At 62.7% G+C, this 26,269-nt stretch carries 27 protein-coding genes and 2 tRNA genes; 16 read left to right on the plus strand and 13 right to left on the minus strand.

Annotation, left to right across the window (positions count from 1 at the left end):
- Both HB630_RS25595 and HB630_RS25600 read left to right on the plus strand, forming a co-directional pair.
- The coding region (locus tag HB630_RS25595; RefSeq protein ID WP_213775501.1) for a TIGR02300 family protein at positions 1–222 on the plus strand (222 nt) is incomplete at its 5' end.
- 175 nt (positions 223–397) lie between these two features.
- A tRNA-Ala gene (locus tag HB630_RS25600) sits at positions 398–473 on the plus strand.
- Between the two features lie 96 nt (positions 474–569).
- Here HB630_RS25600 and HB630_RS25605 read toward each other — a convergent pair.
- Positions 570–1,040: a MarR family transcriptional regulator gene (locus HB630_RS25605; protein ID WP_213775502.1), complete on the minus strand. Its 471-nt coding sequence runs from the start codon at positions 1,038–1,040 to the stop codon at positions 570–572.
- A 163-nt stretch (positions 1,041–1,203) separates the two neighbouring features.
- On the opposite strand from HB630_RS25605, the gene HB630_RS25610 reads away from it, so the two are divergent.
- The 4 genes from HB630_RS25610 to HB630_RS25625 all read left to right on the plus strand — a co-directional run bounded on the left by HB630_RS25610 (position 1,204) and on the right by HB630_RS25625 (position 4,064).
- Positions 1,204–1,629: an organic hydroperoxide resistance protein gene (locus HB630_RS25610; protein WP_213775503.1), complete on the plus strand. Its 426-nt coding sequence runs from the start codon at positions 1,204–1,206 to the stop codon at positions 1,627–1,629.
- 200 nt (positions 1,630–1,829) lie between these two features.
- Complete coding sequence (locus HB630_RS25615; protein WP_213775504.1) at positions 1,830–3,035, plus strand: CaiB/BaiF CoA-transferase family protein; 1,206 nt, start codon at positions 1,830–1,832, stop codon at positions 3,033–3,035.
- Positions 3,036–3,320: 285 nt separating this feature from the next.
- Positions 3,321–3,746, plus strand: a complete 426-nt coding sequence (locus tag HB630_RS25620; protein ID WP_213775505.1) for an Hsp20 family protein — start codon at positions 3,321–3,323, stop codon at positions 3,744–3,746.
- A gap of 51 nt (positions 3,747–3,797) precedes the next feature.
- The gene (locus HB630_RS25625; protein ID WP_213775506.1) at positions 3,798–4,064 is read left to right on the plus strand and encodes a DUF1150 domain-containing protein; all 267 of its coding nucleotides are present in this window, start codon (positions 3,798–3,800) and stop codon (positions 4,062–4,064) included.
- 282 nt (positions 4,065–4,346) lie between these two features.
- On the opposite strand, the gene HB630_RS25630 is transcribed toward HB630_RS25625, so the two are convergent.
- Positions 4,347–5,294, minus strand: a complete 948-nt coding sequence (locus tag HB630_RS25630; protein ID WP_213775507.1) for an AEC family transporter — start codon at positions 5,292–5,294, stop codon at positions 4,347–4,349.
- Between the two features lie 99 nt (positions 5,295–5,393).
- Here HB630_RS25630 and HB630_RS25635 point away from each other — a divergent pair, with 99 nt between their 5' ends.
- Positions 5,394–6,269, plus strand: a complete 876-nt coding sequence (locus HB630_RS25635; protein ID WP_213775508.1) for a LysR family transcriptional regulator — start codon at positions 5,394–5,396, stop codon at positions 6,267–6,269.
- Positions 6,270–6,360: 91 nt separating this feature from the next.
- On the opposite strand, the gene ptsN is transcribed toward HB630_RS25635, so the two are convergent.
- The 7 genes from ptsN to HB630_RS25670 all read right to left on the minus strand — a co-directional run bounded on the left by ptsN (position 6,361) and on the right by HB630_RS25670 (position 13,303).
- Entirely contained in the window at positions 6,361–6,822 is a 462-nt protein-coding gene (gene ptsN / locus HB630_RS25640) for a PTS IIA-like nitrogen regulatory protein PtsN (RefSeq protein ID WP_213775509.1), read from the minus strand.
- Between the two features lie 235 nt (positions 6,823–7,057).
- Positions 7,058–7,669, minus strand: a complete 612-nt coding sequence (gene raiA / locus HB630_RS25645) for a ribosome-associated translation inhibitor RaiA (protein WP_213775510.1) — start codon at positions 7,667–7,669, stop codon at positions 7,058–7,060.
- A 60-nt stretch (positions 7,670–7,729) separates the two neighbouring features.
- The gene (rpoN, locus tag HB630_RS25650) at positions 7,730–9,379 is read right to left on the minus strand and encodes an RNA polymerase factor sigma-54 (protein WP_213775511.1); all 1,650 of its coding nucleotides are present in this window, start codon (positions 9,377–9,379) and stop codon (positions 7,730–7,732) included.
- Positions 9,380–9,574: 195 nt separating this feature from the next.
- Entirely contained in the window at positions 9,575–10,585 is a 1,011-nt protein-coding gene (gene lptB, locus HB630_RS25655) for an LPS export ABC transporter ATP-binding protein (RefSeq protein WP_213775512.1), read from the minus strand.
- A gap of 210 nt (positions 10,586–10,795) precedes the next feature.
- Positions 10,796–11,470, minus strand: coding sequence for an LptA/OstA family protein (locus tag HB630_RS25660; RefSeq protein WP_249781060.1), 675 nt, complete (start codon positions 11,468–11,470; stop codon positions 10,796–10,798).
- Positions 11,471–11,508: 38 nt separating this feature from the next.
- The gene (lptC, locus tag HB630_RS25665; RefSeq protein WP_213775513.1) at positions 11,509–12,273 is read right to left on the minus strand and encodes an LPS export ABC transporter periplasmic protein LptC; all 765 of its coding nucleotides are present in this window, start codon (positions 12,271–12,273) and stop codon (positions 11,509–11,511) included.
- Positions 12,274–12,688: 415 nt separating this feature from the next.
- Positions 12,689–13,303 carry a ribonuclease D gene (locus HB630_RS25670; RefSeq protein ID WP_213775514.1) on the minus strand — a complete coding sequence of 205 codons (615 nt, stop codon included), beginning with the start codon at positions 13,301–13,303 and terminating at the stop codon, positions 12,689–12,691.
- Between the two features lie 279 nt (positions 13,304–13,582).
- Between HB630_RS25670 and HB630_RS25675 the strand changes: the two genes are divergently transcribed.
- Positions 13,583–14,854, plus strand: coding sequence for an MFS transporter (locus HB630_RS25675; protein WP_213775515.1), 1,272 nt, complete (start codon positions 13,583–13,585; stop codon positions 14,852–14,854).
- A 111-nt stretch (positions 14,855–14,965) separates the two neighbouring features.
- On the opposite strand, the gene HB630_RS25680 is transcribed toward HB630_RS25675, so the two are convergent.
- Positions 14,966–15,052 (minus strand) — tRNA-Leu (locus HB630_RS25680).
- A gap of 149 nt (positions 15,053–15,201) precedes the next feature.
- On the opposite strand from HB630_RS25680, the gene HB630_RS25685 reads away from it, so the two are divergent.
- Entirely contained in the window at positions 15,202–16,170 is a 969-nt protein-coding gene (locus HB630_RS25685; RefSeq protein WP_213775516.1) for a complex I NDUFA9 subunit family protein, read from the plus strand.
- A 193-nt stretch (positions 16,171–16,363) separates the two neighbouring features.
- On the opposite strand, the gene HB630_RS25690 is transcribed toward HB630_RS25685, so the two are convergent.
- Positions 16,364–17,170, minus strand: coding sequence for an undecaprenyl-diphosphate phosphatase (locus HB630_RS25690; RefSeq protein ID WP_213775517.1), 807 nt, complete (start codon positions 17,168–17,170; stop codon positions 16,364–16,366).
- A gap of 290 nt (positions 17,171–17,460) precedes the next feature.
- Between HB630_RS25690 and HB630_RS25695 the strand changes: the two genes are divergently transcribed.
- A complete protein-coding gene (locus HB630_RS25695) occupies positions 17,461–18,153 on the plus strand; it encodes a glutathione S-transferase family protein (protein ID WP_213775518.1) in 693 nt (230 codons plus the stop codon).
- Entirely contained in the window at positions 18,102–19,307 is a 1,206-nt protein-coding gene (gene queG / locus HB630_RS25700) for a tRNA epoxyqueuosine(34) reductase QueG (RefSeq protein WP_213775519.1), read from the plus strand. The genes HB630_RS25695 and queG overlap by 52 nt, the downstream gene beginning before the upstream one ends.
- A 92-nt stretch (positions 19,308–19,399) precedes the next feature.
- Here queG and HB630_RS25705 read toward each other — a convergent pair whose 3' ends face one another.
- Entirely contained in the window at positions 19,400–19,870 is a 471-nt protein-coding gene (locus HB630_RS25705) for a nuclear transport factor 2 family protein (protein ID WP_213775520.1), read from the minus strand.
- A 62-nt stretch (positions 19,871–19,932) separates the two neighbouring features.
- On the minus strand, positions 19,933–20,730 hold the full coding sequence (locus HB630_RS25710; protein WP_213775521.1) for an alpha/beta hydrolase: 798 nt from the start codon (positions 20,728–20,730) through the stop codon (positions 19,933–19,935).
- A gap of 295 nt (positions 20,731–21,025) precedes the next feature.
- On the opposite strand from HB630_RS25710, the gene infC reads away from it, so the two are divergent.
- The 5 genes from infC (at position 21,026) to pheT (ending at position 26,251) form a co-directional block, all read left to right on the plus strand.
- Positions 21,026–21,565 (plus strand): translation initiation factor IF-3, encoded by a 540-nt coding sequence (gene infC / locus HB630_RS25715; protein ID WP_213775628.1) that lies wholly within the window; start codon positions 21,026–21,028, stop codon positions 21,563–21,565.
- A gap of 359 nt (positions 21,566–21,924) precedes the next feature.
- Positions 21,925–22,125 (plus strand): 50S ribosomal protein L35, encoded by a 201-nt coding sequence (gene rpmI, locus HB630_RS25720; protein ID WP_213775522.1) that lies wholly within the window; start codon positions 21,925–21,927, stop codon positions 22,123–22,125.
- A 77-nt stretch (positions 22,126–22,202) separates the two neighbouring features.
- Positions 22,203–22,562, plus strand: coding sequence for a 50S ribosomal protein L20 (gene rplT, locus HB630_RS25725; RefSeq protein WP_213775523.1), 360 nt, complete (start codon positions 22,203–22,205; stop codon positions 22,560–22,562).
- 186 nt (positions 22,563–22,748) lie between these two features.
- Positions 22,749–23,831: a phenylalanine--tRNA ligase subunit alpha gene (gene pheS, locus HB630_RS25730; RefSeq protein ID WP_213775524.1), complete on the plus strand. Its 1,083-nt coding sequence runs from the start codon at positions 22,749–22,751 to the stop codon at positions 23,829–23,831.
- A complete protein-coding gene (gene pheT / locus HB630_RS25735) occupies positions 23,828–26,251 on the plus strand; it encodes a phenylalanine--tRNA ligase subunit beta (protein WP_213775525.1) in 2,424 nt (807 codons plus the stop codon). Before pheS ends, pheT begins: the two co-directional genes overlap by 4 nt.
- Positions 26,252–26,269 lie beyond the last annotated feature (18 nt).

The raw sequence follows: 26,269 nt of genomic DNA on the forward strand, positions 1-26,269 counted from the left end.
CCCGCGGAGGCCGAGGAGCTGGTATCGCTCGAGGAAGCCGACGCCGAGGAGAATAGCGGAAAGGTTCAGGCCGTCGTTCCGGAGTCGGAAGACGACATCGAAATCGATGAGACCATCGAAGACGATGATGATGACGACTCCACCTTCATCGCCGACGAAGAGGAAGGCGACGAAGACGTCACCGACATTATCGGCGACGTCGGCGGCGACGAGGAGACTTGAGATAATCCCCGAACTGTGTTCAGGGTTTTCTATCCCGTGCGTCGCCCAAGGCGCGCGGGCGAGCATGATCCGGCCCCTTGATGGGCACGTTGGCGGAAGGCAATTTTCCGGATCGATCATGCTCAAAAGAGTAGAGCGGGACGGCGATCTGATTTAAATCGATCGCGCTGGTTTCGGGGCCATAGCTCAGCTGGGAGAGCGCTTGCATGGCATGCAAGAGGTCGGCGGTTCGATCCCGCCTGGCTCCACCAACGTTTCGCAAGCCGTTTCGGCCGTGTTCTCTCCCGGAACGAACGCCCGTTAAGTTCCGTGGCACCCGCCAGATCCGTGACTGCGACGATTGGAAGTTACTGCGCGGAGCTGTCTTCCAGCGCGGCGTTCAGGCGGTCGCGCAAGGCGGTGAGCTGATTTTTCGTCGCCAATAATTCGGGGACCGAGCACGCGGACGCGGCGAGGATGGCGTGCGGCACCGATTTGGCCTTTTCCTGCAGCGCCTGGCCTTGCGGCGTGAGCGAGATCAGGACCTGCCGCTCATCCTCGGTGTTACGGGTGCGCTTGACGAGCTGCGCCACTTCCAGCCGCTTCAGCAGCGGCGTCAGCGTTCCCGAGTCCAGAAACAGCCGTTCGCCGATGTCCTTGACCGGCAGGCCGTCGCCCTCCCACAGCACCAGCATCACCAGATATTGCGGATAGGTCAGCCCCAGCCGGTCAAGCAGCGGCTTGTAGACGCGATTGAAGGCATGCGCGGTCGAGTAGACCGCAAAGCAGATCTGGTTGCCGAGCAGAAGCTGCGGGTCCGCAGGATGTTTTCTGGCCATTTGTAAATCCTTCCAACCGGCAGGTCGGCCGGTCAATTCTGGGCCCGGCCGGGCCAGCAATCAATTGCGAACAATTAAATGTGAGGCCTTCTTATTTATATTGCGCACAATCTACTTGTGTGCAATATATTTGCTGTCGAAACCCGAACCAAGGAACGCCACCATGTCCGTTAATGTGCTTTACCGAACCAGCGCCAAGGCAACCGGGGGCCGCGATGGCCACGCCGCGACGCTGGATGGAACGCTCGACGTCACGCTTGCCACGCCGAAGGAACTCGGCGGCGGCGGTGGCGCGGGCAACAATCCCGAGCAATTATTCGCCGCCGGCTATGCCGCCTGCTTCCTTGGCGCGATGAAATTCGTTGCTTCGCAGGGGGGCCCGAAAGTGCCGGCCGATACGTCGGTGACCTCGACGGTTGGCATCGGTCCGAGATCGGCCGGCGGCTTCGGCCTGGATATCCAGCTCGAGATCGCCCTGCCCGGGGTTCCGCGCGCGGATGCGGAAGCGCTGGTGGAGAAGGCGCATCAGGTATGCCCCTATTCCAACGCCACCCGCGGCAATGTCGACGTCCGCCTGACGGTTGTCTGACGAAGCCGGCTGGCCCGCCCGGCAAGCTGGCGGGCCAGCCGTCGCTTGAAGAAGCGCCGGACAGCCGGCGGGCCGCTTCCCGACATCTGTGACATGCGGCTGCGCGTGCGAAGGCATTGCTGCCGCCCCCGAACCTCGCTAGCTCTGTGATCCGAACACGCTTGCTTTCGTTCGATCAACATTTAGCGAAGGTTGTTTTGATGACTTCCCCAGTTGCTCCCGGCGCGATGGCGGGGCTGCGCGTAATCGATCTCACGCGCGTTCTCGGCGGCCCTTACTGCACGCAAATCCTCGCCGATCATGGCGCCGACGTGATCAAGGTGGAGCCCCCCGCCGGCGACGAAGTCCGCGACTGGGGCCCTCCCTTCCACGAAGAAGACGCGGCCTATTTCGTCGGCGTCAACCGCAACAAGCGTTCGATCGGACTCGACCTCGCCTCGGAAGGCGGACGCGCGGTGCTGATGAAGATGCTGGAAGGCGCGGATGTCCTGATCGAGAATTTCAAGCCGGGCACGCTCGACAAATGGGGCATCGGCAACGATCTTTTGCGCGCAAAATTCCCGCGCCTCGTACACTGCCGGATCTCGGGCTTCGGCGCCGATGGTCCGCGCGGCGGCAATCCGGGCTATGACGCCATCATCCAGGCGATGACAGGGATGATCAAGGCCACCGGTTCGCCGCAAAGCGGGCCGATGCGAATCGGCGTGCCGGTGGTCGACATCACCACCGGGCTTTATGCGGCGATCGGCATCCTGATGGCGCTGTCGGAGCGGCAACGGTCGGGGCTTGGGCAGTTTCTCGAAACCACGCTGTATGAGACCGGCCTTGCGGTCATGCACCCGCATGCCGCGAATTATTTCATGCATGGCAGGCCGCCGCAGCTCACCGGCAACGAGCATCCCAACCTCGTGCCCTATGCGATCTTTCAGACCCGCACCGACGATATCTTCATCGGCGTCGGCAATGACGGCACCTTCCGCAAGCTAGCCAAGGAAATCGGCAAACCCGAACTCGGCACCGATCCGCGCTTCGCGCGCAACAAGGACCGCATCGCCAACCGCGATGCGCTGCGCGCCGAGCTGGCAGCCGTTTTCAGCCAGCACGAAGCAGGTCCGCTGTGCGATCGTCTGCTGGCCGCGGGACTTCCCGCCGGCCCGGTGCAGTCGATCGATCAGGCGCTGACGAGCGCGCACACCGTCTATCGCGGCGACGTCATCGAGAAGGACTGGTACAAGGGCGTGGCTTCGCCGATCCGGCTGGAGCGCAGCAAACCGAGCCTGCGCCGGACGCCGCCGAAATTCAGCCAGCACACCAAGGAAGTGCTGTCGGAATTCGGATATTCCGAGGGCGAGATCGAAACCATGATCGCCAAGGGCGCGGTCTGCGGTCCGACCCGCAGGCGTTGAACCTGCCGTCGCTTCGGGGCTGGCAGAGCTGGCCGGCCCCGAAAGCCCGGCCGTTAACCAAATCCGGTCCTTGCAGGAGGCCCGACGGAACGCGAGTTCCCCAACTGCGCTCGGCCCGATGCCCTTCATCGCCCCCGCAACGATGCCCGATAGCGGGGCTCCACCGGCGCTTGAACGCCAGCAAAATCATGCCCATATTGCATGTTGACCGCACGGCAGTCCGCCGGACGGCCAAAAATGGGGTGCCGCAAGGGCCCCTCAAAGTCGCTTCGAGAGGACTTTGGAATGTCTCGTGTTCCTTCGTTATCCAGTCCGTTCCTTTTGGGATTCGACGAAATCGAGCGTGCGCTCGATCGTGTCGTGAAAGGCGCCGACGGTTATCCTCCGTACAACATCGAGCGCTGCGAACGCAGCAACGGCCAGCCCGAAAGGCTGCGCATCACGTTGGCGGTGGCGGGCTTCACCCGCGACCAGCTCGATGTAACCATTGAGGAAAACCAGCTCGTGATCCGGGGCCGCCAACAGGACGACAAGGCCCGGCAGTACATCCATCGCGGCATCGCCGCACGCCACTTCCAGCGCACCTTCGTGCTGGCGGAGGGGATGCTGGTGCTGGGCGCGGATTTGAAAAACGGGCTGTTGTCGATCGATCTGGCCCGGCCTGAGCCGGAAAAAATCGTTAAGACAATCGCTATCAATGAGCACGAATAATGGGAACGAGTAGCGGACTCGACCGCTTAGTCTCACAGAGGAGTCGAGACCATGACTGAAGGTAATTTTGCGTACGAACCGACCAATGTCTCCCCCGAGGCGCTGGCGCATCTGGGCGAGGGTCATATCGCCTATGTCAAGCAGGTCCGTTCCGAGGACGTGCCTGACCTGTTTCCGCAGGCGCCGAAGATCGCGCCCGGACTGAAGCTGTTTGCGCTCCACGCCGCCGACGGCACCCCGATCATGCTGACCGACAGCCGGGAAGCTGCGATCGCGAATGCATGGAGCAACGAGCTCCAGGCCGTCAGCGTGCATTGAGACCCGCCAGCCTGGCTGGTGTCATTCGCGGAGGGCCGCTTTTACAACCGCCGCTGACCCGAAATTAGAGCCTTATCGGTTCTGATTGAATCAGAACCGCACTCTAATACTTTGTTTAGACGCGTTTTCTTCACGCGAACCGGAATCCACTTCGCTTGAAAACGCTATACGCCAGCGTCGGCTGTTGAATCCGGACAAGAGTTGCGAAGCGCGCGTTCGCCCTCGATCGGTGGGCGCGGACGCGCGCTTGCTTTCGACTGCCCTTGGTCAGCCATGCTCGCGTCAGCCAGGGACATGGCCGAGCAGCATCAGGCAGGCTGTCAATGAGACGACGGATGCCATTGTCGTGAGAAGAATCGTTCCGGATGTCACGACGGCTTCGCGTTTGTAGAATTCGGCGATCATGAACGGGCCCGTACCTGTCGGCAATGCCGAAAGCAGCACAACGATCGCGGCCGGCATCGGCTGCAGCTTGAAGATGCCGTAGGCGCAGATCGCGGCGATCCCGGGCTGGATGATCAACTTCAATGCTGTGAGCATCGCCGCGATCGGCCAGTTGGACCGGCTACCGTGGTGCCTGACGGCGAGAAACAGGCCCAGCGAGACCAAGGCACAGGGACTCGCCGCGTCGCCCAGCATATGAAGCACGACCTTGGCGGCTTCCGGGACAGGCGTATGGGTCGTCGACCACAAGGCCCCCAGCAACGGCGCGACCAGCAACGGATTGCGGATCAGCGCCTTGCCGATCTTGACGAACAGACGGTGCGGCCGGCGTTCGGTCTGCAGGCCTATTTCCACAAAGATGATCGCGGTCGCGAACAAGACGCTGACCGTCAGGATGGTCGCGATCGTCACCAGAGCCAGGCTTTGACGGCCAAAGATCAATTCACAGAGCGGAAATCCGACGTAGCCGACGTTCGCGTAGCCCGCGTTCAGACCGTCAATCGACGCATCCGTCAAATGATGCCCGTTCGCGACCCGATAGATCAGCGTGCCGCCGAATATGACGACGATGCCGATCGTAAACGACGCGATGAACCCGGGCTGCCACAGCGTCGGCCAGTTCGCATCGGCCATGACCTGGAACAACAATGCAGGCAAGCCGAGATAAACGACAAAGCGATTCAGTTCCGAACTTGCCGCAGGCCCGAGCAATCCGAGACGGCCGCAGCCGAAGCCCGCGACGATCAGGGCAAACACCGGGCAGACCACGGACAGCGACGTGAGCATGGAGAATCCTTCAAATCGGCGCCCCTTGACTAGCCGATCCGAACTATTCCATTCCAATGCCGTTTTTGCTCCTTTCGATACCTTATAGGTATGATGGCGATGGCCCCCTCCCTCAATCAACTGCGGTATTTTTGCGAACTGGCGAAGGCCGGCAATTTCGGTCGCGCCGCCGAGCGTCTGCATATGTCGCAGCCGCCGCTGAGCCGGCAGATCGCGGCCCTGGAGCGGGAGCTTGGAACCCCGCTGTTTATGCGCTCCTCGAAGGGAGTTGTGTTGACCACGGCTGGACGCCAGTTCCTCTCGGACGCAACCGAGATTCTTCGTCTGGTCGAGCAGGCGCAACGCAACGCGGCCGCCACCGGGCGCGGGGAAGCCGGTCAGTTCACCATGGGCTTTACGATGTGCGCCGCCTACAGCGTGGTGCCTGACCTGACCCGCCGCTATCAACGGGCTTTCCCCGATGTCGATTTGCGTGTCCGCGAATTGATGCCGAATGCGCTGGAAAGCGATTTGAGGGACGGCGTCATCGATATCGCCATCAGCTTCCCCGGCAATGACGGTTCACGCTTCGAAACCCGCCCGCTGTTTCGGGAACCGCTCAATCTGGTCTTGCCGGAACGCCACCCGCTGGCGAGATCGAGGAAAATAAAAGTCGAGGATCTCGCGCAGGAGCGGTTTTTGATCGTGCCGCGCGATCAGGTGCCGTCGCTTTACGAGAGCATCGTCCAGTGTTGCCGCGCGGCGGGTTTCGATCCGGTGATCGGGCTCGAGGTTTATTTGCAGCAAACCATCGTCAACTTTGTTGCCGAAGGGCTTGGGATCGCCTTCGTGCCGGCATCCATGCAACGTTCGCAGATCAAGGGCGCGGTATTCAGAAAGGTCGATCATCCGCCGATGATCGACCAGCTTTTATATTGGTCGCCGGTCAACAAGAACCCCTGCCTCGCCGGATTTCTCGCGCTTTCGGAACGGTGACGGATGAAATCCGTGACGCGGCTCGCTCGCGAAAGAGCCTGCACGGCCGAAGGACCGGTGATGCGAGGTGGAAGCGATTGAGAAGCGCGCCTTACGCGGCGCTGGCCGGCGGCAGCGCCAGCACGGAGTAGATCGCCTGCGCGTCGCGCGAGGCGCGCAGCTTCTTGGCGACGTCCTGATCACGCAACAGGCGGGCGATCCGGGCCAGCGCCTTCAAATGATCGGCACCCGCGCCTTCCGGCGCCAGCAGCAGGAACATCAGATCGACGGGCTGGCCGTCCATCGCCTCGAAATCGATCGGCCGTTCGAGCCGGGCGAACAATCCGAACAGCTTTTCGAGCTTGGGAAGCTTGCCGTGGGGAATCGCAACGCCATAACCCACCGCGGTCGTGCCCAGCTTTTCACGTTGCAGCAGAACCTCGAAAATCGCGCGTTCGTTTTGCCCGGTCAGGCTGGCCGCGCGCGCCGCCAATTCCTGCAGCGCCTGCTTCTTGCTGTTAACCTTCAACGCCGGGAGAATCGCCTCGGGTGCGACCAGATCGGTAATCGTCATTGGGCGTTCCGAGGTGAATTAGACCGTCAGGGTGCGAAATAGGTTTAAAGCGGTAGCGTCAGGAAGATGCGACGGGAGACAGATTCTGGCCTGGCTCCCCGACGGGGCTTCTACTCCAACGCTTGCCCGGTGCCAACTACCCGCAAGGTTGTTCCTCAGGCTATCCCTGTCCCTGTCCTTAAAACGGCGCGGACCATAGGGAGGGGACCCAAAAGGCGTCAATGCCTGTCCGCATTCAACCCCCGGCGTTAACGGCCGGTGGATCGATCCAACCGACATTGCCGTCTGCACGGCGGTAGATGATGTTCACCCGGCCGCTCGATCCGTGCTGAAATACCATGCAGGGAGCGCCGGTCAGATCCAGTTCCATCACCGCTTCGCTGACCGAAAGCCACTTCAGCGACGTGGTCGCCTCCGCGATGATCACGGCGTTGTAGCCGCTCATCTCGTCTTCGCCGTCGGACGCCGGCGCCTCGATGACATAGCTCGGCGCGTCCAGCGTCGGCGCATCGATCTCGGCAAGCGCGGCGGAAGCCGCATAGGCCTTGCGGGCCGAGCGATCCTTCAGACGGCCCTTGTAGCGGCGCAGGCGCTTTTCGATCATCAGCAGCGCCTGATCGGCGCTGGCATAGGCGTCGGTGGCGTTGGAATCGGCTTCCAGCGTGATCCCGGAATCCAGATGCAGCGCGCAATCGGTGCGGAAGCCGAAGCCGTCCTTGCTGAGCGTGATGTGGCCGGAATAATTGCCATCGAAATATTTGCGGAGCACTTCCTCGGTGCGCGCGCTGACGCGGCCACGCAGCGCTTCGCCGATGCTGATGCTTTTTCCCGAGATCCGAAGAGTCATGGTGACGGCCTCGATTGGATGAAGGGGAACCGAGACTACCGCGATTTATCGCCGACGCAATCAAGCCGGTGCGGTGTCGCGGGAACGGTCCGAAGAGGCGGCGGGAGCGGAAAGGGCATTGCCGAGCATGCTCTGTTTGTCGCGGCGGCGCTGCACCGAGGACGGAATCCGCATCGCCTCGCGATATTTCGCGACGGTGCGGCGGGCGATATCAATGCCGGAATCGCGCAATCGTTCCACGATGGTATCGTCGGAAAGGATCGCGGCCGGATCTTCCGCGTCGATCAACTGCTTGATGTGGTGCCGCACAGCTTCCGCGGAATGGGCCTCGCCGCCGTCGGCCGACGCAATCGAGGCGGTGAAGAAATACTTCAATTCAAAACTGCCGCGGTTGGTCGCCATGTATTTGTTGGCGGTCACCCGCGACACCGTCGATTCATGCATCTGGATCGCGTCCGCCACCGCTTTCAGGTTCAGCGGCCGCAGATGCGCGACGCCCTTGGTGAAGAAGCCGTCCTGCTGACGCACGATTTCGGTCGCGACCTTCAGGATGGTGCGTGCGCGCTGATCGAGGGCGCGCACCAGCCATGTCGCGTTCTGCAGGCAATCGGTGAAATAGGACTTGTCGCCGTCCTTGCGGATCGTCTTCGACAGCTCGGTGTAATAGACCTGATTGACCAGCACGCGGGGCAACGTGTCGCTGTTGAGCTCGACATGCCAGCCGCCGTCGGGTCCGGGACGCACATAGACGTCCGGCACCACGGTCTGCAGCCGTGATGCGCCGAACTTCAAACCTGGCTTCGGATCGAGACGGCGAATCTCGCCGATCATGTCGGCGATATCCTCGTCATCGACGCCGCAGAGTTTGCGCAAGCCGGCGATATCGCGCTTCGCCAGCAGATCCAGATGCTCGACCAGCGCCTGCATCGCCGGGTCGTAACGGTTGAGCTCCCGGAGCTGGATCGCGAGGCACTCGCTCAAGCTGCGCGCGCAGACGCCGGGCGGATCGAATTTCTGCAATACCGCGAGCACGTCTTCGACGTCCCTCGGCGCCGCCCCAAGCCGCTCGGCGGCCTGTCCCAGATCCGGCGGCAAATAGCCGGCCTCATCGACCAGATCGATCAGATACTTCCCGATCATGCGCTGCGCCGGCGCGGTGACCGCCACGGCCAGTTGCTCGGCCAGATGATCGGCCAGCGTGAGCTCGGCGGCGACAAAGGCCTCGAGGTTATATTCGTCATCGTTGGACGCGCCGCCGCCCCATTCGGTATAGGCGGTCGGCGCCGCGTCCTGCGCGGTCCGCGCCGCGGCTTCGGCGGGCTCTTCGGAAAATACGTTGTCGAGACCGGTATCGAGGGTCTGCTCGATCTCGGTGCGGCTGCCGAGGTCGCTGTTCAGCCATTCCTCCTGGACCGGCTCGGAGCCTTCGCCGGACAAACCAGCCCCCTCGCCGTGATCGCCATCCGGCTCGCCGTAGCCCGCATCGCCGGAATCGGAAAACTCCGCCCGCTCCGGCACCGGTTCGCCCGCCACCGGCGCTTCGGGTCCGTCGCTGGCGCGCTCCAGCAGCGGATTGCGCTCCAGCTCCTCCTCGACAAAGGCCGAGAGGTCCAGATTGGACAGTTGCAGCAGCTTGATCGCCTGCATCAACTGCGGCGTCATGACCAGCGACTGCGACTGGCGGAACTCTAATCTCTGCGTTAGCGCCATGAAGGCAAGAACCGTTCCTAAAAATTGGTCCAATTCTTGCTTAGCGTAGTCCAGGACCGATGTATACGGCTTGACGGATTAGAAAATTTGATTAGAGCCGCCGACCGGCAAATTAAGGTCGCCGGTTTTGCGCCGGGATCGAGCCCCAAACATCACACCCCAGATAAAATCACACCCCAGGCCGGAGGCGGAAAATCAGAGGCGGAATTCCTCGCCGAGATAAAGACGGCGAACATCCGGATCATTCACGATCTCGTCTGGACTGCCTTCTGTCAAGATCTCACCGGCATAGACGATATAGGCACGGTCGGTCAGGCCGAGCGTTTCCCGCACATTGTGGTCGGTGATCAGGACGCCGATGCCGCGATTGGTGAGATGGCGCACCAGCGCCTGAATGTCGCCGACCGCGATCGGATCGATGCCGGCAAAGGGCTCGTCGAGCAGCATGTAGTTGGGCCGCGTCGCCAGCGCGCGCGCGATTTCGACACGCCGCCGCTCACCGCCGGAGAGCGCGATCGAAGGCGATTTGCGCAAGCGCGTGATATTGAACTCGTCGAGCAGGGAATCGAGTTCGTGCTCGCGCTTTTTCCTGTTGGGCTCGACGACTTCCAGCACCGCGCGGATATTCTGCTCCACCGTGAGGCCGCGAAAGATCGAGGCCTCCTGCGGCAGATAGCCGATCCCGAGCCGTGCGCGCTGGTACATCGGCAGCTTGGTGACGTCGTGACCGTCGAGCTCGATCGCGCCGCGGTCGGCCGGGATCAGGCCCGTGATCATGTAGAACACCGTGGTCTTGCCGGCGCCGTTCGGACCCAGCAGGCCGACCGCCTCGCCGCGCCGGACATAGATGCTGACGCCGCGCACCACCTGGCGGGTGCCGAAACTCTTTTCCACGCTATGCACAGCCAGATAGCCCGGCCGCTTCAACAATTGCGGCGCGGCAGGCGCCCCGTTGCTTCTGGCCTTCGGACGGGGTCTCGGCTTTTCGGCCGGCGGCGCCCGTTCGGGTCGCGGCGAATTGGGGTAGGGCGGATCGATGCGCGGCGCCGGCGCGTCGCGGGCGGTCGGCGGCGCATCGCGCACCGGACTGGTCAGCATGTCGCTGAAGGGATCGCGCAGCGACGTGATGTCGTCATGCGCGCGCGCAAATCCGGGCGGCTTGCGCTTCGCCGGACGTCGCCGGAACATGCCGAGTAAGTCGACCATCGAAGCTCAGCTCAGCCTTTCACGGTGATCCCGCGAGACGCCTGCGGGCTGATCGATTCGCGCACGAACCATGAATGAGTGGATGTCCGTTGCCCAGCCAAACGCCTCGATCCCGAGGCGCTTATCCCCCCGCCGGCTTACGCGCTAGATACAGTCTCGGTGGGCAAGCTTCAACCGCAGCGCCTGTGGATTTTACACAAGTAATTGATATTATTTCGGTTTATTTGATCCAGACCCCGCCCCGGCGGCGGGATTGGCGAGACCCGGAATCGCCGGAGTGCCGCCCTGATTGCCGGACGAGATGAACAGGCCCTGGACCTTGCCGTTATCTGATTCGACCCGCGACACGCCCGTCGTCATGTCGACCATCAGCCGGTCGCCGCGCAGCACGTTCTTGCCCTGGGTCAGAACGACCCCGCCAAGCATGGTGACGAGGTTGGTCTTGGTGTCGAACACGGCGGTCTCCCCGGTCACGACCTGTTCCTTCTGGGTGACGACGACATTGCCCCGCGCTTCCAGCCGGCGGATCGACGAGCTGCCGCCGGGTCCGGGCGTAGCCGACTGCATCGGCGCCGGTTTGGCCTGGGCCTTTGCATTGCCGGCCGGAGCGGCTGCGGGCGGGTTGTTCGAATCATAGAACACGACGAGCGTCTTCGAGGTCATGGTGGTGTCGCCCTGCACCACTTTCACATTGCCGGAGAATGTCGCTTCCTTTTGCTTGTCGCGCATCTCCAGCGTCGCCGCCTCGATCTGGATCGGCTGGTCCCGGTTCTGCGAAAAGCCCTGCATGGCGTTGGGCACGCCCTGTACCGCGCTCTGTGCCGCGGCTTCACCGATCAGCAGCGCGAATACGACGACGGACGCAACGCATCGCGCGGTTCGCATGATTCGGGCCCGGTGCCGGAAAAACATCGTCATGATCGTTATTTCGGGTTGGCGGATTTGTGGGACGGAGACCGCGGCTTGCCGGACCGCGCGGACGCCGGATCCGGCGCCACGGGCTCCGCCGATGCGGTGTCGGATTCCGCCGGCGGGTCCGGGGGAGGCAGCCGGTCCAGATGCATCACGACATTGCCTTCGAAGATGATCACCTCGCCGCTGCCGGTAATCCTGAGCCTGTCGGAAGACAGCGTTCCATTGGTCAGCTTGACGTCGACATGTTCGTCCGACGTCACCGTGCCCTTGCCCATATCGACCGACGCCTGGCTCAGGCGCGCTTCATAGCCTGTCGAAGTTTGCAGAAAGATATCCTTGTGCAGATCCAGCAGCTGATCCTTGGTGTTCATGAATCCCTTTTTGGCATCCAATGTCAGCGTCGACTGATCCTCCATCAATAGCTTGGCGCGCAGGATATTGAGGTCGAGATGGTCCGGGTCGGTTACATCCTGGATCGCGGTTTTCGCCCAGACTTCGTAGGGCCGACGATCGGTCGTGTAGCCGGCCATATGCGGCGATTCCATCGTAATCTTGGTGCCGGAGACGACCAGATTGTCGGCATCGATCGGCAATTTCGGCAGCAGCATCCGGAACGGATTGAAGACCGAGACCGAGACGATCGCCGCGAGCGACATCAGCACGACCGCCGGGACCGCGATACGCAGTATCCGCACCATCCGGCTGTGGCGCGCCGCTGCGGCGAAGCGCGCCTCCAGCCTTGTATCATAGGTTGGGCTTTGAACCGAATTCACCGCTGCTCCAAGGCGCTGGTCCCGTAAAAGGTTCTGATGGAATCAGAACCAGGGCGCTCATCTCGTGTTGACGTGTTTCTCGACGCGAACCGGTTTCCGCCGCTCCGGATCGCGCTCGATACCCGATCCGCCGTTCCGTGAACGGATCGGCGAAAGGATCAGATACAGGTTTAAGCCCGATTACCCGGCAAACCAGACCTTGACCCGACAAAATACGTGCCGGATGTAGCCGATGGCGATTTCCATTCTGGCCGTCCCCAGACCCTCGTCCCATGAGTATGTCCGAAACGGGGCGGTGCCCCGCGGCAAAACGCGTTGTCCGCGCGTGGACTCAAGGGCAGACTCCAGCTTCCGCAAAGAACCTGCGCCAGAAGGATAAAGTCCAGGCGCTGATTTTCTCGGAGCCGGAATGGCCTCAGGAATGCGCGAAGATGTCTTCGCTGTCCCAGCCGTCGAGGTCGAGTTTCGCCCGCGTCGGCAGAAATTCGAAACAGGCCTTCGCGAGTTCCGTGCGGCCCTCGCGCGCGATCATAGCATCGAGCTTTTCGCGTAGGGCGTGCAGATGCAGCACGTCGGACGCCGCGTAAGCCAGTTGCGCTTCGCTCAAGGCCTGCGCGCCCCAATCGCTCGATTGCTGCTGCTTCGACAGATCGATGTTGAGCACCTCGCGCACCAGATCCTTCAGGCCGTGGCGATCGGTATAGGTGCGGCAGAGCCGCGAGGCGATCTTGGTGCAATAGACCGGCTGCGGCATCACGCCGAGGGCGTTGTAGAGCGCGGCCAGATCGAACCGGGCGAAATGGAAAATCTTGACGACCTTGGGATTGGCAAGCAGCGCCTTCAGATTCGGCGCGTTGCTGTGCCCCTTCGGGATCTGCACCACATCGGCACTGCCGTCGCCATTCGACATCTGCACCACGCAAAGCCGGTCGCGATGCGGATGCAACCCCATGGTCTCGGTATCGATCGCCACCGAATCGGTATAGCGGGACAGATCAGGCAGATCGCCGCGGTGCAGGCGGATGGTCATGATTTCCAAAAACCTCGTCGAATCGATACCGGCCAACCTACCGCCCGAATCCGGAACAGGCGAGCGGGCTTGGCGCGAAGAATGTCTAACCAGCAATGGATCACAGGCGCGGACGGATTTCCACCTCAAAACGATTTGATTTTGCTTGGCTTTTCGATCATTGCGGCGGCGCAACACCTTGGCGCGACTTTGCGCCGACGTCGTGAAATTCCGCTAAACCGACCCCATCTCTTGCCGGCAAGCGCAGCGCGCTGCCGCCCCTCCTTACGAAAGAGTGCCATGAGCGAACAGACGCTGGCCGGACCGATCGACGATCAACAGGAGCTGGAGCGCGGCTTTTCGCGCTACCAGGCGCGCCTCGTGGCGCTGCTTGCGCTGGTGCAGTTCACGGTGATTCTCGACTTCATCATCATGTCGCCGCTCGGCGCCATCATCATGCCGGCGCTCGGCATCACGGCCGGACAGTTCGGCATCGCGGTTTCGGCCTATGCGTTCAGCGCCGGCATTTCCGGCGTTCTCGCGGCGGGCTTTGCCGACCGATTCGATCGCAAGCGTCTTTTGGTGTTCTTCTATATCGGCTTCGCCACCGGAACGGCGCTGTGCGCGCTGGCACCGAATTATCACCTGCTGCTGCTCGGCCGGATCGTCACCGGATTGTTCGGCGGCGTAGTCGGCTCGATCGTGCTCGCCATCGTCACCGACCTGTTTCCATTACACCTGCGCGGCCGTGTGATGGGCTTCGTGCAAACCGCGTTTGCGGCCAGCCAGGTGCTGGGCATCCCGGTCGGGCTGTTTCTGTCCAACCACTGGAACTGGCACGTCGCTTTCGGAGCGCTGGTCGGCCTGGCGCTCGCCACGATCGCCGCCGTCCTGATGTTGATGGAGCCGGTGAACGGCCATCTGCGGCTCAAGCAGGACAGGAACGCCTTCCGGCACCTGATCGCGACCGTCGGGCAGCCGCGCTATACGCTGGCGTTTGCGGTGACCACGCTGCTTGCCACCGGCGGCTTCATGCTGATGCCGTTCAGCAGCGCCTACACCGTGCATAATCTCGGGATCGATATCGTGCATCTGCCGACGATCTATCTGGTCTCCGGCATGTTCAGCATCTTCACCGGCCCGCTGGTCGGCCGGGCCAGCGATAGGTTCGGCAAGTTTCCCACCTTCGTCTTCGGCAGCGCGATATCGGTCGTGATGGTGACGATCTACACCCATCTCGGCCATGTCACTTTGACGACCGCGATCATCGTCAACGTCTTGATGTTCGTCGGCATCTTTTCGCGCATGATTCCGTCGCAGGCGCTGATTTCGGCGATTCCCGAACCCAGCCAGCGCGGCTCGTTCAGCGCGGTCAGCGCCTCGCTGCAACAGCTCTCCGGCGGGCTCGGATCGGTGCTGGCTGCGGCGATCATCGCGCAAAATGCCGACGGCTCGCTCCAGCATTTCGACCGGCTGGGCTACATCGTCGTCGCGACCTCGATTCTGTCGCTGATGGCGATGTATTTCGTGCAGAGGCAGGTCGCGAAACAGACCGGCGAGCCGGTTGTGTGAGGCCGGAGCTTATTTGTTGAGGCTGGACGCCAGGGGTTGCCCGACACGGACACCGCCGTTTCAGCGCACGGCCCTCGGTCCGCCGGCTTTTGCGCGGGATTCCGCGCAAAATGGTGCCCAGGAAAGGACTCGAACCTTCACGGCCGTTAAGCCACTGGCACCTGAAGCCAGCGCGTCTACCAATTCCGCCACCTGGGCATGGGGGGCGTTACTACGGATCGGTTGCGCGCTTGTCAAATTGGTGACCCCCGGGGCAAATATGCTACAGCGCGGGACATGACGGCGCGGCGCGAAAGCGCTAGATATCGGCGACACTCCCCTCGGCTTTGACTGGCAGGAACATCCCCATGGCATCGAATCTGGACACCCTCGTCACGGTTTTCGGAGGATCGGGCTTTCTGGGACGCCATGTGGTCCGCGCGCTCTGCAAGCGTGACTACCGGGTCCGGGTGGCGGTCAGGCGGCCGGAATTGGCCGGGCACCTGCAGCCGATCGGCAAGGTCGGGCAGATTCACGCGGTCCAGGCCAACATACGCCATCCGGCCTCGGTCGAGGCGGCGATGCGCGATTCCCACGTCGCCATCAATCTGGTCGGCATCCTGGCCGAAAGCGGCGCCCAGACCTTCGACGCGGTGCAGGGCAAGGGCGCGGAAACGATCGCCAGAGCCGCCAGCGCCATCGGCGCCCGGATGGTGCATGTCTCCGCCATCGGCGCCGACGAGAACTCCCGCTCGCGCTACGCCCGCGCCAAGGCCGCCGGGGAAAAAGCGGTGCTGGCGGCCATCCCCTCGGCCACCATCATGCGGCCCTCGGTGGTGTTCGGCCCGGAGGATCAGTTCACCAACCGCTTCGCGGCGCTGGCCAGGGTGTCGCCGGCGCTGCCGCTGATCGGCGGCGGCGCGACCAAGATGCAGCCGGTCTATGTCGGCGACGTCGCGACCGCGGTTGCGGACGCCGTCGACGGCCTAGCCAGGTCCGGCGCGACCTACGAGCTCGGCGGCCCGGAAGTGCTGACGATGCGCGAAATCCTGGAAATCATCCTGGCCATCACCGAACGCGACCGGATGCTGCTGCCGCTGCCGTTCGGGCTCGCGAAATTCAAGGCCGCGTTCCTGCAATTTGCGCCGGGCGCCCTGAAGCTGACGCCGGATCAGGTGGAACTGTTGCGCACCGACAATGTGGTGTCAGCGACCGCGAAATCCGCCGGCCTGACGCTGGAAGGGCTCGGCATCACCCCAGATTCGCTGGAAGGGGTGGCCCCGCAATATCTCTGGCGGTTCCGCGCCGCTGGCCAATTCCAGCGGAAGAGCGCGTAAGAACGGCTATTTGCGGCCGTCATTCCGGACGACGCGGAGCGGCGATCCGGAATCTCGAGATTTCCCGATGCGCCATTGCGCATCTGAGGTCTGGTCTGGAGCTTGTCATCGGGCGGCGCAGAGCGCCGACCCGGTAAGACCATCCCGGAATGACGAACCCGAATTCAACGCATCATCGCTGCGCGAAAAACGCTTACCGCCCCATCGCCAGCGCGATCAGGCCGAGCGTGCCGACGATGACACGCCACCAGGCGAACAGCTGAAAGCCGTGGCGTGTCACATATTCCAGGAACGTCTTCACCACGACGATCGCGGTGACGAACGAGACCACGAAGCCGATGGCGATGATTCCCAAATGATCGGTCGTCATCTCGGCGCGGCTTTTGTAAAAATCGTAGGCAAAGGCGCCGACCATGGTCGGGATCGCCAGAAAGAACGAAAACTCCGCCGCCGCGCGCTTGTCCGCACCCAACAGCATCGCCGCCACGATGCTGGCGCCGGAGCGCGACACGCCGGGAATCATCGCCAGACACTGCGCGATCCCGATCCACAGATAGGTCATCAGCGGAAATTTCGTCGCATCATGTTCGTGCGGGTTGTGATCGAGCTGATCGACCCACAGCAGGATCGCGCCGCCGACGATGAGCGAGAAGCAGACCACCCAGGGATTGAACAGGTGCTCCTTGATGAGTTTGCCCGCGATCAGGCCGATAATGACCGCGGGCAGGAACGCGACCAGCAGACCGATGACGAATCGCCGGTCATCGGGATTGGTGAACATGCCGAGCGCGACCCGCCACAGCCTTCCGAAATAGAGCACGACGATCGCCAGGATCGCCCCCAGCTGAATCAGGATGTCGAAGCTCTTCCAGAAATCATCCTCGCCGAGGTCGAAGAAACGCCCCGCCAGCAACAGATGGCCGGTCGAGGAAACCGGCAGAAATTCCGTGACGCCCTCAATAATGCCGAGAATCACCGCTCTCAATGTGTCAGACATCATGCTGGCGCCTTGTTCCCAAAGTTCGTTCGGCTACGCGCCTGGATGTCCCTGATACGACTTGCCGGAAAGCATGCAGGAACTTCAAATCGGTGACACCAGCCGCTATGATCGAAATGCGTCAAAAAAGCCGCGTTCTTCTCGCTTATTCGCCCCCCTGCCGCAATCGCAAAATGCAAAAACGCCGGTTGCCTCGCGCCGCTTCTTGAGTAGTTTGGCGCGCTTCCGAGCCGGGCCGCGCAGCCTCGCGGCAGTGAGAATTTCTTAAGCAACATAAAATTATCAAGGGCTTCATGTTCACGCTGTTCCATCATCCATTCTGTCCGCATTCGCGTTTCGTCCGCCTGGCGCTCGGCGAATACGGCCTCGATCTGCGGCTGGTGGAGGAACGGGCCTGGGAGCGGCGCGAGGGGTATCTTGCGCTCAATCCCGCGGGCACCACGCCGCTTTTGACGTCGGATGGCATTCCGCCGATTCCCGGTCCCGGCATCATCGCCGAATATCTGGACGAAACCTACGGCGAGAAGATGAACAACCGCCGGCTGCTGCCGACGACGACGGCCGAACGCATCGAAGTGCGCCGGCTGATGGCGTGGTTCAACGAGAAATTTTTCGAGGAAGCCTCCAATCCGCTGGTCACCGAGCGCATCTACAAGCGCTTCATGAGCGAGCAGAATGGCGGCGGCGCGCCGGCGACGGACGTGATCCGCGCAGCCAAGGCAAATGTGCGCTATCATCTGGCCTATATCGGCTGGCTGGCGCAGACGCGGAACTATCTGGCCGGCGACAACCTGACCTATGCGGATCTCGCCGCCGCAGCGCATCTTTCGGCGATCGATTATCTGGGCGATGTGCCATGGATCGAGGACGAGGCAGCAAAGGCCTGGTACGCGCGGGTGAAATCCCGCCCGTCGTTCCGTCCGCTGCTGAGCGAATGGCTGGCGGGGGTGCCGGCGTCGCGCACCTATGTGGACCTCGACTTCTGAACGCCGGCGTCAAGCTCGCGCCAACAGACCTCAAGGCCGCGCTCGCCAACGAAGCCCGCGCGCTTGGTTTCGACTGCGTCGGCGTCACCGATCCCGATGTTCCTGGAAGCGCCGCGCGGCATTTCCGCGCCTTTCTCGATGCCGGCGCGCATGGCGGCATGGACTGGCTCGCGGCACAGCCGGAACGCCGGATGGATCCGCGCGTGCTGTGGCCCGGTGTACGTTCCGTGATCATGCTCGGCGTCAATTACGGGCCGGATGAAAACCCGCTCGCGATCCTGGAGCGGCGAACACACGGCGCGATCTCGGTCTATGCGCAGGGCGACGATTACCACGACGTCATCAAGAAGCGGCTGAAGGCGCTGGCGCGCTGGCTGGCCGCAACCTCGGGCACCGAGGTGAAAGTCTTCGTCGATACCGCGGCCGTGATGGAAAAGCCGCTGGCGCGGGCGGCCGGGCTCGGCTGGCAGGGCAAGCACACCAACCTGGTCTCGCGCGAGTTCGGCTCCTGGCTGTTTCTCGGCGCCATCTTCACCGCCGCTGATTTGTTGAAAGACGAGGCAGAAGCCGATCATTGCGGTTCCTGCCAGGCCTGTCTCGACATCTGCCCGACCGCGGCGTTTCCCGCACCCTACAAGCTCGATGCACGGCGCTGCATTTCGTACCTGACGATCGAGAACAAGGGGATGATTCCCCATGAATTCCGCAAAGCGATCGGCAACCGCATCTATGGTTGCGATGATTGCCTCGCGGCGTGCCCCTGGAACAAATTTGCCCAGGCCGGGCGCGAGGCCAAGCTCGCCGCGCGCGACGAATTGCGCGCGCCGCACCTTGGCGATCTCGCCCGGCTGGATGACGCCGCATTTCGTGCCTTGTTCACGAAATCGCCGGTCAAACGCATCGGCCGCGATCGATTCATCCGCAACGTGCTGATCGCGATCGGCAACTCGGGCGATGCCGATATGGCGATCGAGGCCCGGCGCCTGCTCGACGACAACAGCCCGCTGGTCCGTGGCGCCGCGGTCTGGGCACTGTCACAACTGATGGAGCAAGAAGCATTCGCGGCGCTGGCGGCCGAGGCGATCGGCGCGGAGGCGGACGAAACTGTTCGCGAGGAATGGCAACTCGCAAATACGGCTGTCGCGAGAAACTAACCGTCACTGCAAGCGAACAATGGAATCAAGGCTGTGAAAAAGAAACTGGATGGCGTTGGAGCTCACGCTCCCCGCAATGACGGAATGAAAAATCACCGCTCCAGATGTCGCTTCATCTCGGGCCGCGCCTTCAATTCCGCGCCCTGTCTGGCGGCGATCCTGGCGATGCGCTCCGGGGCGAAGTTCATATCGACGAAGGCAGGCGCGGTGTCGGCTACCTCGCGATAGCTCGCGATTCCGCCGTCGCGGAGCTGCATGATCGCGACGCCCTCGAACATCGCGCGAGCATCTTTGGCCTCCAGCAGCGTCGAGCGATAGCTGAACGTATAGCGCGCATAGAGCGTCTCGCCGTCGCTGACCGGCGTATGCATGTCCCAGCGAAAATCCGCCGCCGTGCGGTAGAACCAGTCGTCGATCATGGCGGCGATCTTCTCGCGGCCTTCGAAGACGCCGTAGAAAACATCGTGATAGACGCCATCCTCGGTGAACAGGGAAGCGAACGCCCGGCCATTTCGCCGTTCGACGGCGTCACAGAAGGCGCGCAGCATGGCGGTCGGGTTCATCGCGTCCTCCCAATCAAAACCGTCATGCCCGCGAAGGCGGATGATGACGTGCAGAAATAAGTTTACTTCATTTCCGCCACCGCCGCGATGATCCGCGCGATATCCTGCGGCCGCGACAGGCGGTGATCGCCGTCCTGGACCATCGTCAGCACCACGTCGTCGGCCGGTAGCCGGTGCGCCAGCGCGAAGGCGTGCCGCCACGGCACATCCGGATCCTGCGCACCCTGCAGGATATGCACCGGGCAGCCGACCTCGATGGCGCTGCCGAGCACGAGATGATGGCGGCCCTCCTCGATCAACGCACGCGTGATCGGATAGGGCTCGTCGCCATATTGCGACGGACGCAGCCACTCGCCGCTGGTTTCGATCTGCTGGCGAATCTCCGGCGAAAAACCTTTCCACATCAGTTCTTCGGTAAAATCCGGCGCCGGAGCGATCAGCACCAGCCCCGCCAGCGAGGCGCGCTTGTCGGCCCGCCGCGCCATTTCGCGCGCCAGCAGCAACGCGATCCAGCCGCCCATCGACGAACCGATGACCACCTGCGGACCGCTGCAGAAACGGTCGAACACCGCGACCGCCTCCTCGAACCAGCGCCCGATGGTGCCGTCCCTGAACGCACCGCCGGATTCGCCGTGTCCGGAATAATCGAACCGGACGCAGGCGCGATTCTGTTCGGCCGCCCAGGCATCCAGCGCCAGCGCCTTGGTGCCTTTCATGTCGGAGTGGAAGCCGCCCAGCCAGAACAGGCCCGGACCACCGCCCGTGCGGGCGCGCACCGCGATGCGGCGCAGACCACCATCTTGGCCGACTTCGATAAAGGCCAGTTCCGGATCGGTTGCGTTTGCTGATGGCTCGGTCATGGATCTTTCATCTTTCGCCTGCTGTTTGATGCAGCAGGCGCCGTCCGTCAACGGACGCAGATACCGGCTTGTGGCCATCGCGACGCTTGCGAAGCAAAACCCTGCTCTCTATGTGAGGTGATCCCAGCCTTTGATGCGAGCCGGCCTGAACCTTTGGCCCCGATGCGCGTTGTGGGCCGTGACCGAAATGTCTCGTATTTGATGGTTTTTGAGCAGGGGCGCGCGTGCGAGCTTGCCGGCTCGGCCTTATTCCTTCAGAATAGCGCCCTTCCTTCACAACTTTGGAGAGTTACCCATTCGCCGTCCTAATAGAGCCCCGCCCGCTGCGACCAAAGACGGGCCGCGCACCAATGATGAGATCCGCAACGCGCAGATCCAGCTGATCGACCAGGGCGGTACCAACCAGGGTACCGTCGAAACGGTGGTTGCGATCAAGATGGCCCTCGATGCCGGTATGGATCTGGTGGAGATTTCGCCGAATACCGTTCCTCCCGTTTGCAAGATTATGGACTACGGGAAGTTCAAATATTCCGCGCAGAAAAAAGCCGCCGAGGCCCGCAAGAAGCAGAAGATCGTCGAGATCAAGGAGATCAAGCTGCGGCCGATGATCGATGATCACGATTACGATGTGAAGATGCGGGCGATGCAGCGCTTCTTCGAGGAAGGCGACAAGGTCAAGATCACCTTGCGCTACCGCGGCCGCGAAATGGCGCACCAGGAAATCGGCACCAAGCTGCTGGACAAGGTGAAGGCCGATGTCGCCGAATACGCCAAGGTCGAGCAGGACGCCCGGTTCGAGGGCCGTCAGGTCGTGATGGTTCTGGCGCCGCGCTAGGTTAATCACGAACTGCCATTGGATAACGGTCCGCCAGGGCAGTCTGGCGGACCTTTTTATTCTATCGGCTCCCGCCTCGCGGTGGCCGTCTCCCTTTTCCCGCAAATGGGAGAACGGGCCCTGCGCTGCCTTTCCGGCGCACAATGCCGCCGTGCGGCCTCGTTCCGTTATTGCCAATTCGGCCTGGCTCTGCCATAAGCCCTGCCTTCATCGCCCGGCTGATTAAGGGCTGCCGTGGCGGTGTTTATGCGGGCTGTTTCATTTCGGAAATAGCTAAGCATTTTCAACGCTCTAACGAGCATTTTAGCCGACCGGACGCCTTCACGGGCGTTTTCGTGTTGCGGCCATAGGAGAGCCAAATGCCCAAGCTGAAGACCAAATCGGGCGCTAAAAAGCGCTTCAAGGTGACTGGCACCGGTAAAGTGATATCCGCCCATGCCGGCAAACGCCACGGCATGATCAAGCGGACGAAGAAGCAGATTCGTCAGCTCCGCGGCACCCGCGTGCTGTTCAAGACCGACGGCGACAACATCAAGAAGTATTTCTTGCCGAACGCCTGATCGCAGAACAGCGATTCATTGAGCCGGGCCGCGTCCGCGCGGCATTCCATCACCTCTGATTTCCAAGGATATCTGTCATGTCTCGCGTCAAACGCGGTGTGACCTCTCACGCCAAGCACAAGAAAGTCTACAAGGCCGCCAAGGGTTTTTACGGCCGCCGCAAGAACACCATCCGCGCCGCCAAGGCCGCTGTCGACAAGGCCGGCCAATATGCCTTCCGCGACCGCAAGCGCAAGAAGCGTACCTTCCGCGCGTTGTGGATCCAGCGCCTCAACGCCGCGGTGCGCCCGTTCGGCATGACCTACAGCGTCTTTATCAACGGCCTTTCCAAATCGGGAATCACCGTGGACCGCAAGGTGCTGTCGGATCTTGCGATCCACGAGCCGGCGGCGTTCCAGGCCATCGCCGAAAAGGCCAAGGCCGCGCTGGCGGCGTAAGTTCTCGAAAAGCCTTTGCTTTCACCTCTCCCATCGGGAGAGGTCGGCGCGTAGCGCCGGGTGAAGGGTTACGGCCTATCGATAGATCGTAACCTCTCATCCCAGCCCTCTCCCAAAGGGAGAGGGGGCGCGCCTTCGTTGCGGCAGCTTAAGTGGTTCTTCAACTGCCTTTGCCCAAGGATCGCCATGTCCGACCTCGCTCAACTCGAATCCGAAATCCTCACGCAAATCGCCGCGGCGGATAATGAGGCCGCGCTGGAGGCTGTGCGGGTCGCGGCCCTCGGCAAGAAGGGATCGATCTCGGCTTTGCTGGCCACGCTCGGCAAGATGTCACCGGACGAACGCAAGACCCAGGGCGCGACCATCAACCTGGCCAAGGACAAGGTCACGCAGGCGCTGGCCGAACGCCGCGACGTGCTGAAATCGGCCGCGCTCGATGCGCGGCTGGCCTCCGAGACTCTCGACGTCACGCTGCCCCTGCGCGAGGCGCCCGCGGAAACAGGCCGCATCCATCCGCTCAGCCAGGTGATGGACGAATTGACCGCGATCTTCGCCGACATGGGATTTTCCATCGCCGAAGGGCCGGACATCGAGACCGACGATTACAACTTCACCAAACTGAATTTCCCGGAAGGCCACCCGGCGCGGGAGATGCACGACACGTTCTTCTTCAACCCGAAGCCGGACGGCTCGCGCATGTTGTTGCGCACCCACACCTCGCCGGTGCAGGTGCGCACCATGCTGACGCAGAAGCCGCCGATCCGCATCATCTGCCCGGGCCGCACCTATCGCATCGATTCCGACGCCACCCACACGCCGCAATTCCACCAGGTCGAGGGCCTCGTCATCGACAAGGAATCGCATCTCGGCCACCTCAAATGGATCCTGCACGAGTTCTGTAAGGCGTTCTTCGAGGTCGATCACATCAACATGCGCTTCCGCCCGTCGTTCTTCCCCTTCACCGAGCCGTCGCTTGAGGTCGATATCCAGTGCCGGCGCGACAAGGGCGAGATCCGCTTCGGCGAGGGCGAGGACTGGCTGGAGATTCTCGGCTGCGGCATGGTGCATCCCAACGTGCTGCGCGCCTGCGGCATCGATCCCGATGTGTATCAGGGCTTTGCCTGGGGCATGGGCATCGACCGCATCGCGATGCTGAAATACGGCATGTCGGACCTGCGGCAATTGTTCGAGAGCGACGTGCGCTGGCTCAGCCATTACGGCTTCAAACCGCTCGACGTCCCGACGCTGGCGGGAGGGCTGAGCTCATGAAATTCACCCTTTCCTGGCTGAAGGAACATCTCGACACCGACGAGCCGCTGGAAAAGCTCGCCGACAAGCTCACCATGATCGGGCTTGAAGTCGAACACATCGAGGACAAGGCGAAGGCGCTTGCGCCTTTCACCATCGCGCGGGTGATTTCGGCCGAGCAGCATCCCAATGCGGACCGCTTGCGGGTCTGCATGGTGGATACCGGCCAAAAGAACGAACAGGGCGCCGCCGCACCGGTGCAGGTGGTCTGCGGCGCGCCGAATGCGCGCGCCGGCCTCGTCAGCGTGTTTTCGCCGCCCGGCACCTTCATCCCCGGCAAGAACATCACGCTTGGCGTCGGCACCATTCGCGGCGTCGAGAGCCGCGGCATGCTGTGCTCGGCGGCGGAATTGCAGATTTCGGAAGATCACGACGGCATCCTGGAGCTGCCGGCCGATGCGCCGATCGGCGCCGGCTATGCGCAATGGGCCGGGCTCGGCGATCCCGTGATCGAGATCAACCTCACGCCGAACCGGCAGGACTGCACCGGCGTCCACGGCATCGCGCGCGATCTTTCCGCGGCCGACATGGGGAAGCTCAAGGACCCCGCGATCCGTCCCATCAAGGGCGAGTTTCCCTGCCCGGTGAAAATCACCGTCGACGATGAAGGGCTCTGTCCGGGCTTCGCACTGCGGCTGGTGCGCGGCGTCAAGAATGGTCCGTCGCCGGAATGGTTGCAGCAGCGCCTTACCTCGATCGGGCTGCGGCCCATCAACGCGCTGGTCGATATCACCAATTTCATGACCTACGACCGCGCCCGGCCGCTGCATGTGTTCGACGCCGCGAAAGTGAAGGGCCACCTCACCGTGCGCCGCGCGCGCGACGGTGAGACGCTGCTGGCGCTCGACGGCCGTACCTATACGCTGGACAACAATGTTTGCGTCATCGCCGACGATCACGGCGTCGAATCGCTGGCCGGCATCATGGGCGGCGAAGCCTCCGGCTGCGACGACAGCACCACCGACGTGCTGATCGAATCGGCGCTGTGGAACGAGATCAATATCGCCCAGAGCGGCCGCAAGCTCGGCATCAACTCGGACGCGCGCTATCGTTTCGAGCGCGGCGTCGATCCGGCTTTCATGGTGCCGGGGCTCGAAATGGCGACGCGGCTGGTGATGGAGCTGTGCGGCGGCACGCCTTCCGAGAACGTCGTCGTCGGCAAAGCTCATGGCGACGACCGCGTGATCGATTTTCCGCTGTCCGAGGTGAAGCGTCTCGCCGGCATCGAGGTATCGCTGGCGGAGACGCGGCGCATCCTCAGCCACCTCGGCTTCATGATGGCCGGCACCGGCCCGGTGATGAAGGTCGCGGTGCCGTCCTGGCGCAGCGACGTGCATGGCAAAGCCGATATCGTCGAGGAGATCGTGCGCATCGTCGGCGTCGACAAGGTGCCGATGACGCCGTTCGAGCGCGGCGACGCGCCGCGCAAGCCGGTGCTGACCCCGATCCAGCTCCGCACCCGCCGCGCCAAGCGCGCGCTGGCCGCGCGCGCCATGGTCGAGGCGGTGACCTGGTCGTTCATCGCCAAGCCGGCCGCCGGATTGTTCGGCGGCGGCCAGGCCGAGCTCACGCTCGCCAATCCGATCGCCTCCGACCTGTCGGAGATGCGGCCGAGCCTGCTGCCGGGCCTGGTCGCGGCGGCGCAGGCCAACAACGATCGCGGTTTCGCCGATGTGGCGCTGTTCGAGGTCGGGCAGATCTTCAAGGGCGACAGACCGCAGGACCAGTTGATCGCCGCCGCCGGCGTCCGCCACGGCTTTGCGTCGTCGAAAGGCATCGGGCGCAACTGGTCGGGCTCGGCCACAGCCGATACGTTCGACGCCAAGGCCGATGCGTTCGCGGCGCTGTCGGCCGCCGGCGCGCCGATGCAGGCGCTGCAAATCGTCCCCGGCGGTCCCGGCTGGCTGCATCCGGGGCGTTCCGGCACCATCCAGATCGGCCCGCAAAACATCCTCGGTTATTTCGGCGAGTTGCATCCGCGCGCGCTGGAAACGCTCGACGCCGACGGCCCCCTGATGGCGTTCGAGGTGATCCTCGATCGCATTCCCGACGCCAAGAAGAAACCGACCCGCGCCAAGCCGCAGATCGAGCTGTCGGCATTCCAGCCGGTGTCGCGCGATTTCGCCTTTATCGTCGATCGCAGCGTCCGCGCCGGCGATATCGTCCGCTCCGCGCAAGCCGTCGACAAGAAACTGATCACCGATGTCACGGTGTTCGATGTCTATGAGGGCAAAGGCATCGAGGACGGCAAGAAGTCGATCGCGATCGCCGTCACGATCCAGCCGCGCGAGAAGACCATGACCGACCAGGAAATCGACGCGGTCGGCGCCAGGATCGTGGCCGAGGTGACCAAGAAGACCGGCGGCAGCCTGCGCGCATGAACCCCGTTTCTTTTCGGA

The sequence above is a fragment of the Bradyrhizobium sp. dw_78 genome, assembly GCF_018449525.1.
Taxonomy (GTDB): Bacteria; Pseudomonadota; Alphaproteobacteria; order Rhizobiales; family Xanthobacteraceae; genus Bradyrhizobium.

Coding starts and splice junctions, on each gene's coding strand:
- lptB (WP_213775512.1), bottom strand. CDS start 10,585: ATGGTCGACTTACTCGGCATGTTCCGGCGACGTCCGGCGAAGCGCAAG.
- rplT (WP_213775523.1), top strand. CDS start 22,203: ATGTCTCGCGTCAAACGCGGTGTGACCTCTCACGCCAAGCACAAGAAA.
- rpmI (WP_213775522.1), top strand. CDS start 21,925: ATGCCCAAGCTGAAGACCAAATCGGGCGCTAAAAAGCGCTTCAAGGTG.
- HB630_RS25675 (WP_213775515.1), top strand. CDS start 13,583: ATGAGCGAACAGACGCTGGCCGGACCGATCGACGATCAACAGGAGCTG.
- HB630_RS25625 (WP_213775506.1), top strand. CDS start 3,798: ATGACTGAAGGTAATTTTGCGTACGAACCGACCAATGTCTCCCCCGAG.
- HB630_RS25630 (WP_213775507.1), bottom strand. CDS start 5,294: ATGCTCACGTCGCTGTCCGTGGTCTGCCCGGTGTTTGCCCTGATCGTC.
- HB630_RS25690 (WP_213775517.1), bottom strand. CDS start 17,170: ATGATGTCTGACACATTGAGAGCGGTGATTCTCGGCATTATTGAGGGC.
- HB630_RS25695 (WP_213775518.1), top strand. CDS start 17,461: ATGTTCACGCTGTTCCATCATCCATTCTGTCCGCATTCGCGTTTCGTC.
- rpoN (WP_213775511.1), bottom strand. CDS start 9,379: ATGGCGCTAACGCAGAGATTAGAGTTCCGCCAGTCGCAGTCGCTGGTC.
- ptsN (WP_213775509.1), bottom strand. CDS start 6,822: ATGACGATTACCGATCTGGTCGCACCCGAGGCGATTCTCCCGGCGTTG.
- HB630_RS25620 (WP_213775505.1), top strand. CDS start 3,321: ATGTCTCGTGTTCCTTCGTTATCCAGTCCGTTCCTTTTGGGATTCGAC.
- queG (WP_213775519.1), top strand. CDS start 18,102: ATGGCTGGCGGGGGTGCCGGCGTCGCGCACCTATGTGGACCTCGACTT.
- HB630_RS25705 (WP_213775520.1), bottom strand. CDS start 19,870: ATGAACCCGACCGCCATGCTGCGCGCCTTCTGTGACGCCGTCGAACGG.
- pheS (WP_213775524.1), top strand. CDS start 22,749: ATGTCCGACCTCGCTCAACTCGAATCCGAAATCCTCACGCAAATCGCC.
- HB630_RS25615 (WP_213775504.1), top strand. CDS start 1,830: ATGACTTCCCCAGTTGCTCCCGGCGCGATGGCGGGGCTGCGCGTAATC.
- HB630_RS25660 (WP_249781060.1), bottom strand. CDS start 11,470: ATGCGAACCGCGCGATGCGTTGCGTCCGTCGTCGTATTCGCGCTGCTG.
- raiA (WP_213775510.1), bottom strand. CDS start 7,669: ATGACTCTTCGGATCTCGGGAAAAAGCATCAGCATCGGCGAAGCGCTG.
- HB630_RS25635 (WP_213775508.1), top strand. CDS start 5,394: ATGGCCCCCTCCCTCAATCAACTGCGGTATTTTTGCGAACTGGCGAAG.
- HB630_RS25670 (WP_213775514.1), bottom strand. CDS start 13,303: ATGACCATCCGCCTGCACCGCGGCGATCTGCCTGATCTGTCCCGCTAT.
- HB630_RS25610 (WP_213775503.1), top strand. CDS start 1,204: ATGTCCGTTAATGTGCTTTACCGAACCAGCGCCAAGGCAACCGGGGGC.
- HB630_RS25710 (WP_213775521.1), bottom strand. CDS start 20,730: ATGACCGAGCCATCAGCAAACGCAACCGATCCGGAACTGGCCTTTATC.
- pheT (WP_213775525.1), top strand. CDS start 23,828: ATGAAATTCACCCTTTCCTGGCTGAAGGAACATCTCGACACCGACGAG.
- HB630_RS25685 (WP_213775516.1), top strand. CDS start 15,202: ATGGCATCGAATCTGGACACCCTCGTCACGGTTTTCGGAGGATCGGGC.
- HB630_RS25605 (WP_213775502.1), bottom strand. CDS start 1,040: ATGGCCAGAAAACATCCTGCGGACCCGCAGCTTCTGCTCGGCAACCAG.